The sequence below is a fragment of the Blautia sp. RTP21359st1_E11_RTP21359_211015 genome, from assembly GCF_040910705.1.
Taxonomy (GTDB): Bacteria; Bacillota; Clostridia; order Lachnospirales; family Lachnospiraceae; genus Blautia_A; species Blautia_A fusiformis.
In genome coordinates, this window is record NZ_JBDGAB010000010.1 from 1 (window position 1) to 12,351 (window position 12,351).

10 protein-coding genes are annotated in these 12,351 nt (G+C 46.9%); 2 read left to right on the plus strand and 8 right to left on the minus strand.

The features are described 5' to 3' along the window. The 6 genes from AB5026_RS05240 to AB5026_RS05265 all read right to left on the minus strand — a co-directional run. Window positions 1–1,359 (minus strand): oligopeptide/dipeptide ABC transporter ATP-binding protein (locus tag AB5026_RS05240; RefSeq protein WP_368212912.1); only part of this gene is annotated, 1,359 nt, incomplete at its 3' end. Window positions 1,360–1,369: 10 nt separating this feature from the next. Next, window positions 1,370–2,956: an ABC transporter substrate-binding protein gene (locus tag AB5026_RS05245; protein WP_161209154.1), complete on the minus strand. Its 1,587-nt coding sequence runs from the start codon at window positions 2,954–2,956 to the stop codon at window positions 1,370–1,372. A 94-nt stretch (window positions 2,957–3,050) separates the two neighbouring features. Beyond that, window positions 3,051–3,968: an ABC transporter permease gene (locus tag AB5026_RS05250; protein ID WP_161209156.1), complete on the minus strand. Its 918-nt coding sequence runs from the start codon at window positions 3,966–3,968 to the stop codon at window positions 3,051–3,053. Beyond that, window positions 3,962–4,954 (minus strand): ABC transporter permease, encoded by a 993-nt coding sequence (locus tag AB5026_RS05255; protein ID WP_092071774.1) that lies wholly within the window; start codon window positions 4,952–4,954, stop codon window positions 3,962–3,964. Before AB5026_RS05255 ends, AB5026_RS05250 begins: the two co-directional genes overlap by 7 nt. Before the next feature lie 416 nt (window positions 4,955–5,370). After that, on the minus strand, window positions 5,371–6,288 hold the full coding sequence (locus AB5026_RS05260; protein WP_161209158.1) for a LysR family transcriptional regulator: 918 nt from the start codon (window positions 6,286–6,288) through the stop codon (window positions 5,371–5,373). A 4-nt stretch (window positions 6,289–6,292) separates the two neighbouring features. Next, window positions 6,293–8,734 (minus strand): methyltransferase domain-containing protein, encoded by a 2,442-nt coding sequence (locus AB5026_RS05265; RefSeq protein ID WP_288161746.1) that lies wholly within the window; start codon window positions 8,732–8,734, stop codon window positions 6,293–6,295. 256 nt (window positions 8,735–8,990) lie between these two features. Between AB5026_RS05265 and nth the strand changes: the two genes are divergently transcribed. Together nth and AB5026_RS05275 are read left to right on the plus strand one after the other, a co-directional pair. Continuing rightward, the gene (nth, locus tag AB5026_RS05270; RefSeq protein ID WP_368212915.1) at window positions 8,991–9,626 is read left to right on the plus strand and encodes an endonuclease III; all 636 of its coding nucleotides are present in this window, start codon (window positions 8,991–8,993) and stop codon (window positions 9,624–9,626) included. 47 nt (window positions 9,627–9,673) lie between these two features. After that, a complete protein-coding gene (locus AB5026_RS05275) occupies window positions 9,674–10,207 on the plus strand; it encodes a DUF3877 family protein (RefSeq protein WP_161209162.1) in 534 nt (177 codons plus the stop codon). Between the two features lie 142 nt (window positions 10,208–10,349). On the opposite strand, the gene AB5026_RS05280 is transcribed toward AB5026_RS05275, so the two are convergent. Next, window positions 10,350–12,161 carry a DUF6320 domain-containing protein gene (locus AB5026_RS05280; RefSeq protein ID WP_173761411.1) on the minus strand — a complete coding sequence of 604 codons (1,812 nt, stop codon included), beginning with the start codon at window positions 12,159–12,161 and terminating at the stop codon, window positions 10,350–10,352. Further along, window positions 12,127–12,351 (minus strand): alpha/beta hydrolase (locus AB5026_RS05285; RefSeq protein WP_368212917.1); only part of this gene is annotated, 225 nt, incomplete at its 5' end. The genes AB5026_RS05280 and AB5026_RS05285, both read right to left, overlap by 35 nt.

The following is a 12,351-nucleotide window of genomic DNA, read 5'->3' on the forward strand; positions in this document are numbered from 1 at the left end:
CTGGATCTCAGTCTGCATTTTCTTCCGCATTCCGAAAGGATCCTTTTTATCCGGCACTCTTTCTCCCTGATAAAAGATCTCCCCGCCTGTAGGCCGGTAGATTCCTGCAAGCGTTCTGGCTGTCGTGGATTTTCCGCAGCCGGTCTCTCCCACCAGTGCCATAATCTCACCTTCCCGGATACTGAAGGAAACATCATCCACTGCATGGATCGTATAATCGGAACGGATACGGAAATACTGCTTCAGATTTCTGGCTTCGATCAGTACAGGCGCCTGTTTCTGTTCTGTTTTCTGTAAAAATGGCGCTTCCTTTTTATCCGGTTTCTGTTTATGGCAGCTGTTTTTCTGTAATCTGTCCTTCAAAATGGAGGGTTTTTCTATTTTCGGAGCTCTTTCATCCAGAAGCCATGTGGCTGCATAATGCGTATCACTGACCTCAAACATCGGAGGAGTCTGTTCATAATCGATTGCCAGTGCCTGGGGATTCCGAACGGCAAACGCATCTCCCGGCGGAGGATCCAAAAGAGAGGGCGGCATTCCGGGGATTGGATTCAACTCCCCTTTTTCACCTGCAAATACAGGCAGAGAAGACAGAAGTCCCCAGGTATAAGGATGCCGGGGATCATAATAAACATCTTCCGCTGTCCCGATCTCAATGATCTTTCCTGCATACATAACTGCAACTCTGTCTGCGATCCTTGCAACAGCTCCCAGATCATGAGATATGAACACAATACTGATCCCTGTTTTTTCTCTCAGCTCAAGAAGCAGATCCAGAATCTTTGCTTCCACGGTTGCATCCAATGCTGTAGTCGCCTCATCGGCAAATAATATTTCCGGATCACAGGCCAGTGCAATAGCCAGCACACAACGCTGACGCATTCCTCCGGAAAAAAAATGAGGCTGCAGTCCATAGCGCTGTTCTGCATCCGGAATCCCTACCAGCTTCAGCATTTCCACAGCTCTTTTTTTCGCCTCATCCCCGGATACTTTCTGATTTTTGATAATAGCCTCTGTGATCTGTTTGCCAACAGGGATCGTCGGATTCAGCGTCAGCATAGGATCCTGGAACACCATGCTTACCTTACTTCCGCACAGCTTTTCCATTTTTTTTCTTTTATAGGCTGTGATATTCTCTCCGCAGAGACTGATCTCTCCGCTTTTTACATGTGCATTTGGCGGCAGCAGTTTCATCACACTACGGCACATAACGGTTTTTCCACATCCGGACTCACCTACGATACAAAGTATCTCTCCTTTTTTTACCGTGAGATCAACATTCCGGACGGCCTGTACCTCGCCGTCCGGTGTGTCAAAGCTTACCGAATAGTTTTTTAATTCCAAAACGGTTTCCTGCATGATCTTTTCCTTATTTTGTAATGGTCCAGTCTTCAATATTCCACATAACACCTACGGAATGATGTCCCAGAACACGTGTGGTATCCAGTCCGTCAAGTCCGGAAACGCCTACATAATCTCCCTGAAGATAAGCAACCAGAAGGATTCCAGGTGCCTTGGCATATGCCTTTTCGAATTCACTATATGCTTCTTTTCTGGCTTCCTCAGTCTCACCGTGACGGCCTTCCTCAAGATATTTATCCACATCTGCATTGGAATAATGCATGTTGTTTCCACTTGCGTCGGTTACAAAGTTTACATATGCCATATCCGGGTCAAACTGTGTTGCATAGCCGGCAAGAAATCCATTGTATCCTGCATCCCAGTCAAATTTGGTAACAAGCTTTACTTCCATTTCCACACCAGCCTGCTTCAGCATATCAGACATGACATTGGCAATATCCACACGCTCTTCTTCGTAATCACGTACCTGGATGGTAAAGTGGAATTTCTGTCCGTTTCTCTCATAGATCCCATCATCACCTTTTTTCCATCCCAGCTCTTCCATCTTCTTTGCAAAGGTATCCAAATCATAGGAGTAGATATTGGCTTCCTTATCTGTTCCGAGAGGGTTTCTCTGGATCGGGCTGTATGCCGGCTCTCCCTGTCCTGCAAGAACACCTGCAATAATGGAATCCTTATCCAGCGCATAATTCAGAACGCCGATAGAATCTCCGTTTTCCTTCCAGAAATCTGTGCTCATATCCATGGCTGCTCCACGGTAATCTGCTGTGGTGAACTCCCAGTAATTATATCCGTCCTTATCCTTGAACTGAGAAGCGTAGTTGGAATTCAGCCATGCAAGATCCGCCTCACCGGACTGGAGCATGGTTGCCTTTGTAGTCTCATCCGATACTGTACGATATACAACGGTCTCAATATTCGGAACCTTTCCGTAATAATCTTCATTTCGTTTCAGTGTGATCATTCCGCCGGTAGCATCCCAGTCTTCAAATTTATAACGGCCTGTTCCCACCGGATTCTGGTTAAAGGATGTGGTATTCACGTCCTCTCCTTCCAGAAGATGCTCAGGAAGGATTCCCATGGTAAAATAATCCAGCATGGCAGCATCATACTGATCCAGTGTAAAGATCACAGTCTGATCATCCGGTGCCTCAATGCTTGTAATGTCCTGATAGTTGCTGGTGATGCTGGCTCCCAGGGTTTCATCCTCTGTAAGCTCCTTATATGTGTATACAACATCCTCTGCATTGAAATCTTCTCCATCATGCCACTTAACACCATCTCGAAGCTTAAAAGTATAGGTATTGGTAGCCTTGTCAAAGGTATAGCTCTCTGCAAGATCCTCTACCGGCTTTCCATTGGCATCATATTTCATCAGTCCTGAAAAAATAAGATCCGGAAGTTCATCATGATTATTCAGAAGGGGATTGATCGTACTTTCTGACTCACCTGCATATACCAGAGTTTTGTTTTCTTCTGCCGCAGCTACGGTTACCGCACTGCCTGCAGCTGCTCCTGTACATGCTGCGGTCACTGCTGCCAGTGTTATCGCCGCATATTTTCTTCCATAGTTGTTTCCTGTTCTCTTTTTCATTCTGTTTTCCTCATCTTTCCTTATTTTCAAACCGGTTATCTACATCTCGGAATGTTTTATCACGGTTTGCGTCCAAATTTTTTTTCTGACTGCATCAGAGATTGCTGTAATGGTTATTTACCTCACTTCTCACAAAGCTTCCCATACTGGTAATGCACATTAAAGTAATGACCAGAAAAACTCCTGGGATCACGATCACCCACCAGGTATTCATGATCAGTGCTTTATTTGCCAGTGAGAGCATACTTCCCCAGGAGACTACATCTGCCGGAAGCCCGAGGCCAAGGAAGCTTAAAGTAGATTCCATGGTAATACAGCTGCTTACCGAAGAAATTACTACAAACATGATCGCCGAAACAAAATTCGGGATCAGATGGTGATACATCACATATCCAAAACTTCCTCCGCAGAGTCTTGCATACATCACATAATCACTGTTCCTTATCTGCCGTACTTCACTTCTTACAATACGTGCCAGTGCAAACCACCCGGTAATACCGATGATCACAGATATGCTGATCACATCATTGGCCTGAATAACCGCAGACAGGATCAGGATCAGCAGAAGGGTCGGAATACTTCCGCACATTTCCGTAAACCGCATCAGAACCGAATCCACCTTTGGACCTGCTGTTCCACTGATGCATCCGTAGGTAACACCGATCACAGTAATGATCGCAGCACCCAGAAGTCCGATCACCAGAGAAACCCTTCCGCCATACCAGATCAGTGAATAAATATCTCTTCCAAGCGAATCCGTTCCAAAGATAAATTCCTTTCCCGGCGGTGTATTCAGATTCTGGAGATAAAAACCTGAGGGATCATGATTTGCAACAACATTTGCAAATACACAGCCAAAAACGATCAGAAAAAGCAGGAACATGGAAAATACCGGTTTCCCCTTCAGCTTTTCCTGAAATGTTTTTTTTCGTTTTTCAGATCCTTGCTGCTTCCACCCGGCACCAACTACCTGAAAAAGCTCAGCTTCTGAAAGCTTCCGGTCAGCTACCATACCCTCACCTCCGAATCCTTCATTCTTGGATCGATCTCTTCATTGACAGTCTGTGCAACAAAGCTGCTTAAAAATACGATGAATCCCGTGATCAGCACATCGATCATCAGCAGGTTATAATCATGATATTTAGCAGATTCCACTGCAAGATTTCCAATTCCCGCATAATTGAAAACAGCTTCCACAGTTACAGTCCCACCCGTTACATGGGGTACCGAAACTGCCATAATACTCACGATCGTCGGCATTACATTTCGAAGACAATGCTTCCACAGGATCTTTCTTTTGGAAAGTCCCTTGGATCTGGCAAGAAGTACATAATCCTTCCGCACCTCATCCAGGAATTTGTTACGTATCATATATGCGTAATACCAGAGATGGCTGAAGATCATTACTACCAGCGGAAGGATCATATGCTTCATACGATTGCCGATACTATCTGCCATTCCCACATCATAGGCACCGCTGCTTGGAAACCATCCAAGATTTACACTGAAGATCAGGATCAGTACCACACCAAGCCAGAAAGCCGGCACATAATAGGCTGCTGTTCCGATCTTGCAGATCAGCCGGTCGATCCACTGATTCTCATGAAGCGTACAGAATATGGCGATCAGAACTGCCAGTATAAAGATCACAATATAAGCAATTCCTCCCAGCACCAGAGTATTTCCGATCAGCGGTCTAATCACATTCATAACCGGCTGCCTGTATTTCAGCGACAATCCGAAATCACCATGGACTACATTGGTAAACCACCTTACATACTGTACCCCGATCCCCTGATCCAGTCCTAGTCTCGTTCTGGCCGCAGCCACCTCATCGCTGGTCATCATTTCCAGGGAATCTCCGTAAAAGGACTGCAGGGGATCTCCCGGTGCCAGTCTCGCCAGCCAGAACACCACCACAGACAGCAGAAACATAACCACAGCAAGCAGAAGGATCCGCTTCAGGATCCGGATGACGAGTTTATTTTCTTTGTTCATAATTTTCCTTTCCCACTGCCCTTTACAGTTCAGACAGACATTCGCATTCCGCTCTGCTGCATGCTCATGAACACAAATCGTGGAGCGATTTGTGTTCATATTTCAAAAGCAGTTATGGCATCCAAAACCATAACTGCTTTTGAAAGGGTCGTGTTATTATTCGACAAAACATTTGTATGCACAAATAGGAGTGCGCGGAGGTTATGTGCATCACAGTGTTTTTATATTCAGCACGCGGAGTGTGCTGCTGATATTATTTTATCATTTAACAGCTTTCGGACAACCCCGGTACGGGGATATTGGACAGTCGGTTTTAGCATGGATGTGTATTCCATATAAAAAACGGGACTTTTCTGTATCAGGAACCTGTGTCCCGTGCAGAAAAATCCCGTCTGGTCTTTTGCTTTATTCTTTTATCACTTCCCGGAAATCTGAAGTCTTTCCTTCACGAATCCCAGAAAATCCTTTCCCTGTTCACTGAGCTCTTCACCTCTCCGGCAAATGCACCCGTAAACAAGTTTCTGGCCTTCTCCCGGAAATGTATATTTCACGGAGGAATATCCCGGATCACGGCCGGAAAGATCCGCACCACTGATATTACACAACTCTCCGGACCCAAGAAGACGTTCCACGATATAATCACTGTTTGTTACGACTACGGTCTCTGCCTCCACTGCGGAATGACCGTTTTCCTCTACAAGGTTCCGGTAATTATCCGGGGAAAATTCATCGGGAAATCTCTGGATCAGCCTGAGCTGGGACATATTAAAAGCTCCCTCATCTGCTGTATCTGCTTTCCTTTTCCCGGTATAAATATTTACCTCGGTTTCCGTCAGCAGCTCAAATTCCAGGTAATTCCGGGAAAGAAAATACTGGAACGCTGCCAGCTGATTCTGCATCACATAGGCGAATCCCATATCATCCTGTCTGGCTTTCACACGTTTTATGATCTCATGGGTATCTGCTGCGTAAACCTGATAATGAAGATCATCGCACTTATGTGCTTCATAATACGTTACGAAGGTATCCGCAAACCAGGAGCTGGGATGAAAGCATACACACAGGTTGCTTTTTGCAAGTGGCTGTGCCTGCATTTCCAGTTCATCTATATTTTCCAGGATCCTCTGCACATGGATATATGCACGCTCTCCTTCCGGTGTCAGCTCTATGCCCTTTGCATGACGGACAAACAGCTGGGTACGCATATCATCTTCCATGGAACGGATTACCTTGCTTACATTTGACTGCGTGGTAAAAAGCAGCTCTGCAGCCTGGCTGAAGGAGCCTGTTTTGGCACAGGCCGCAAAATACTGGATCTGTTTTATATTGAGCATGATCCTACCTCGGTTTCTTCGCAAAGATCAAAAACATCGGGGTCGGATTATAAAACTCGTCTTTTTCTGTATAAATACGTTTGCTGATACCAAGATCAAAGAAAAATTCTTCCACACCTATACGGCTCAGCGTTTCCAGATCCCATGCCGGACGCAGAAAAGAACTGATGGGCAGCTGCCGCTTGATATCCTCGCATTCCTGCATCAGCTCATCCTGGATCTGATGATGGGCATGATTCTCCGGAAGATCCGCAGTGTCCGCAAAGTCTGCTGCTCCGTAGTTTGCATCCAGATTGATCATCACTCCGCCCGGTTTCAGTACGCGGAACCATTCCTGATAAGCATGCTCCGCGTCCGGAAGTGTCCAGGTAAGGTTTCGTGATACGATCACGTCAAATTCCTCATCCGGAAAATCCGGAGCTTCTGCATCCATCACCATAAACCGGCAGTCTGCTTTTTCTTCCTCCGCCAGCTCCTTTGCATGAGTGATCATATCCGGCGTCAGATCGATCCCGGTTACCTGATGGCCTTCCTTTGCAAGAAGAATGGTAAAAAATCCGGTTCCGCAGCCTACATCCAGGATCCGGAGATTCTTTTTCTCAGGCAGATACTTCTTAAGCTCAGCCATCCAGCGGCCTGCAAGTGCACTGTGAAGCTCTGCTCTTCTCTGTTCCAGAAAGCTGTCGCTGCGCCTGGTCCAGTACTGGGCGATCCTTGTTTTCCGCTCGTCTTTTTCTCTTACGATATTTCCGTAGGTGATCACAGGGCCGCCTTCCACAACCTGAAGGCTTGATACCTGATAAAGGATCACACCATCCATGTCTGCACGACAGATTTCCTGTACATTTCCCTCATAATCACGGATCTCTCCAAGATACTCATCCTGATGAACGATATCGCCTGGTTTCTTCACCGGGTACCAGAGACCGTTGACACTGGCGCACTGATAACGCACATCATCCATTTTCAGCGGATAGTACGTACTGTGGGAACGGATTCCGTTATAGGCTCCGATGCTGCAGAGGATATTTCTTACATCTCTTCGCATGGAATCCACTTCCTCCCGTTCCCAGGTTCCCATACAGCCGCGTTCCAGAAGGACCGCCGGAATGTGGAAGGTACTTGCCGCATAATTGTAGGCGCCGCCTGTGCTTACATTTGACTGTACCATATATGGGACATCAACCTGCTCTGCCATCTTTCGGGAGGCTTCCACGATCTCCGGCTTTGCCACGCCTGCAAAATATACATACGGAGTCAGTTCCTCATAATCGTCACCGCCGTGAAGATCGATATAATAATCCGCCTTCCGGATCAGGGATTCTGTGATAGCTGCCGCCAGACGTTCCATTTTTGTTCCGTCCTTTTTGCCCGGGAAAACACGGTTCAGATTTTTTCCGTCCTCCCAGCTGATACTGCCTGCACGCTTCTCAAAGTCTTCCCGGTTCAGCACCTTTACCAGAACCAGCTGGCCCTTTACCTTTTCCGGCTTCAGCCGCTTCGACAGCTCGATCAGAGTCTGGATTCCCACATACTCTCCTGCATGAAGACCTGCTGTGACGAGAACGGTTTTTCCCGGATCTTTTCCACGGATGATGGTTGCCGGAAGGACAAATTCTCCATCTCCGAGCTCAAGAAAGCCTTCTGTTTTTTCTCCTGCCGCAACCGGAAGATTCAGGAAATGATCCGGCTTTACACCAGTTACCATAAACATTGGTGTGGACTGATAATTTAATCTCTCCTCCTCACTCCAGACCGTTTTCCATATTTCTGTGTCTGTGCGGATTCCAAGAAGTCCTGCTTCCCGGAGAGTTTTTACATCCCACTGGGGACGACTGATCTTTGACAGCGGTACCTGGAGGGCGATCCGCTCCATGCGCTCAATATCCGTACAGAGATAGTGATCATCCAGGCTGTTGTTTTCCACATTTTTCCGGTCGTTTTCGTAGGCCTTACGCTGCTCTTCCTCATAAAGATAACCGTACCAGTTGGCATCAAAATTCAGAAGTCTTCCTCCTACCTTCAGTACACGGACCCACTCTCTATAAGCAACATCAGGATGCTCCAGATTCCAGGTAAGATTTCGGGAAATGACCACGTCAAAGGTATTATCCTCAAAATCCAGCTTCTGTGCATCCATCCTCAAAAAGCGGATATTCCGGCAAAGGTCTCCTGCATTTTCCTTTGCCTTTTCCAGCATTCCTTCCGTATAATCCACTGCATCTACATGATATCCGGCTTCTGCCAGGATCACAGGAAAAAATCCGGGGCCTGTTCCGATATCCAGGATACGGATCTCTTCCTTGGGTTTGTCCGGAAACTGACTGGTCAGCACCTTAAGCCATGCGTTTTTCTGCGTTCCTGCAAGCTCTTTATGATTCACTTCGGAGTACCCTTCTGTACGGGTGCTCCAGTAAGATTCGATTTCATCGAGAAGTTTTTCCACGTTGATTCCTCCGCACTTTTCTATTCACGTGAGGGAGATCAGGTCCCTCACAGGTCACGTTTAATGTACCAAATTGTCAGGGTATTAACAAGCCCCTGGGGGGGATTCCCAAAATTGCTCTGCTGATAAAATCCCCAAATGCCACACACTGCTTCTGTACTCCTGTCCACCTTGTAATTCTCCGAATGCTGTGGTATCATCCTGGCTGTAGTAATTCAGTAATATAACCGAAATTGAAAGGATGGTTCATATACAAATGACAACACAGGAACTGGCCTATGAAGTTATCAGCCGTTTAAAAAAGGAATATCCGGATGCAGACTGTACACTGGATTATGATGATGCCTGGAAGCTTCTTGTAAGTGTCCGTCTGGCAGCTCAGTGCACCGATGCCCGGGTCAATGTAGTTGTTCAAGATCTCTATGCAAAATACCCGGATGTGGCAGCCCTGGCAGCCGCAGAGCCGGAAGCGATCGAAGCCATTGTACGTCCCTGCGGCCTTGGAAAAAGCAAAGCCCGGGACATCAGCGCCTGTATGCGCATTCTCCACGAACAGTATCACGACAAGGTGCCGGAAAACTTTAACGCGCTTCTGAAACTTCCCGGTGTGGGCCGAAAAAGCGCAAACCTAATCATGGGTGACGTATTCGGCAAGCCCGCCATTGTAACAGATACTCACTGTATCCGCCTTTCCAACCGCATCGGCCTTGTCCATGACATGAAGGATCCAAAAAAGGTGGAAATGGCTCTCTGGAAGATCATCCCTCCGGAAGAAGGCAATGATCTCTGCCACCGTCTTGTCAATCATGGAAGAGAAGTCTGTACAGCGCGGACAAAGCCTTACTGTGACCGCTGCTGTCTCAATGATATCTGCGAAAAAAATGGGATCTGAATGTATGCAGTTCAATAAACCTTCAGACCCCGGAAAGGAAAAACATAATGAATTTCAAAAAACTGGAAAATAATCTCCTGGATATGATTCAGGAACAACAGGTAAAGATCGGATACATGAGCGGAGTTACCCGTTTTTATTATCCGCTGCAGTCTCTGAACCGCCTTCTTGGCACAGAGCTTACGGAAGAAGAAATGCAGCATGCTATGGAAGAATTCTCAGATCATGCCTGTGACCGTCTTGGAAAAGTAACGGCTTCTTCCAAAAACGGGCGTTTCTGCATCACCCTGCCGCCTCAGGCCTCGGACTACGTTCACGAAAACCGGAAGCCGAGTGAATTTCTGGTACGCTTTATAGGCACGGTTGCCCGTCATGGCTGTACTCTGGATGAAGTGATGGACGTTTTTCATGCTTATTCCGACCATGTACACATGGAAAAAACAACCGGAACCGGATTTGATTATCTTGTATATTTCGAAGACGGGATTCCGGATGACTACCGGTATTGTCTGTCCCTGGAGGGTGAGCATATGATCTATCATAAGTTCACACCTGAGGACTATGAGGACTTCGGATTCTGATCTCCGAACACCGGGCAAGTTTTCCCCTCTGCTTATTGCTTTTCGCAGCTCTGCAGGGAACTTCCTTTATTTGCTAAACAACCGCCGGTCTGCAGACAGATCTTCAAAAAGTCCTCTGCAGATCGACGGTTGTTTTTATTTTCTATGCACGGAATTTCTTCTGCATCTCCCGCACCATATCTTTCCTCTTAAACAGGAACAGCCATACCAGCATCAGAAAGCTGACGCATATACAGATCAGCGACGGATACAGCACCGTTACCACACCGGCAGCCAGCAGGATCACAGGGATCACTCCTCCGAAAGCTCCTGCTTCCAGAAGATAGATCATATATTCCGCCACCTCCAGCTTCTGTACCGCAGTGATCACCCACATGGAGCAGATCACAGCAAGCGAAGCCAGAGGAAGCAGATAATCCACAGACCAGCCACGCCAGCCGGTAAACACATCCCAAAGCACTCCTGCAACAGCTGCGATCACCAGCTGCCACATCTCATTCTTCAGAAGATTCCGCCGCTTCACATAAGCCACTGAAACCATCAGCCAGGTGCAGAACGCCCCTGCAGTCACAAACCAGGCCCAGCCTATATGACTATCCAGCAGATAATCGATCAGATTACATACCACAGCCAGCACAATACACAGAAATGTAAAGCTCTCAAAAAGCTTCATCTGCTGTTTCTGCTCCTCTTTCTGTCCCGGAAGATCATTCTCCCGAATTGTACAGGATACCTGCTCATTTTTCAGTCTCTCCACAAAATTCCGCTCAATATTTCCATTGGGGATCTTGGACGTAAAGCTTAAAACCATCTCATCTCCAAAAGAACAGGAACACAGCTGCAGACTGTCCGTGCTTGCAAAAAGTCCGAATCTCTGAATATATTTCCGATATTCCTCCGGCATCCGGATGATCCCCACATTGGAATAGATCGCCGTGATAGACCTCCCTCCGAGAGTCGTCCCGGCAAGAAGGAACGGGGTTTTGATCTCCAGTGGTACCAGACGCAGGATCGGATTTTTCTCCAGGCTTACCAGATCATTCAGCTTTGCTTCGATCACGTCCTTACTCAGTTCCTTTGCAAACTGCTCCTTTACGGATCTCAGAATATCCTCAAAGGCTGTATCAGGCTGAAAATAACAGCTGATCTCGATCCATCCGAAAAAATTTGCCATAGACCGGGACGGAAAATAATTTCTCAAATTTACCGGGATCATCAGACCAATGGGCTTTTTCGCCTGATTCTGAGGTACTTCTTCATGGATCGCCCAGATAAGTGCTGCCGTAAGAAAAACCGTGATCGACACACCGGCCGCTTTTGCACGGGCGTGGATCTCTTTTACCGGAATACAGACTTCCGTGATACTCATATCCTCCTGCCTGAGCTTCTCGCCTTTTAACTGGAAGGCAGGCTTCTTGGACTCTCTCTTTCTTGGCGCGTCGGAGGAATAATACTGGGAAAAGCTGTCCTCCTCCATATCCCTGCCCGTAATGTTTTCATCCGAAAAAAGCTCCGGAAGCTCTGCGGATGGGTGCGTCTCCTGAAGATAATTTTTCACCAGCTCCATCAGAAAATGCATGGCTCCCGTTCCATCCGTCAGCGCATGAAATACCTCGAAATTGATCCTGTTCTTATAATAGCTCACCCGAAAAAGAAGCGTTTTTTTGTCCGGAATATAAAGTCCGCTGCAGGGTGCACCTGCTTCTTTCTTTGCCACTGCCGGAATATCACGTCTCTCCAGATAAAACCAGAACAGTCCCTTTCTTAAAACTGCACGGAAAAGAGGATATTTTTCCAATGTCCTCTCCAGGGCTTCCTGCAGGTTTTCTTCTTTTATCTCTTCTTTCAGTTCACAGTAAAAACGAAATACCCTGGTGTCATTCTTTCCTGTCACCGCCGGGAACGCCAGCGCCGCATTGTCAAGTTTTCTCCACTGTGCATATTCGTTCTTCATGATGCTTTCCTTCTTCCTGTTCCTCTGTTTCCAGAAAACGATTTACATATGCAAAGCTTTCCTGCACATGCAGAAATTTGATCCCCAGTGCAAAATACCCGTGAAACGCACCTGCGATCCTGTGCACTTCCACACGATTTCCCGCTTCCTTCAGTTTTTCACCAAATGCCTCACCTTCATCCCGAAGAGG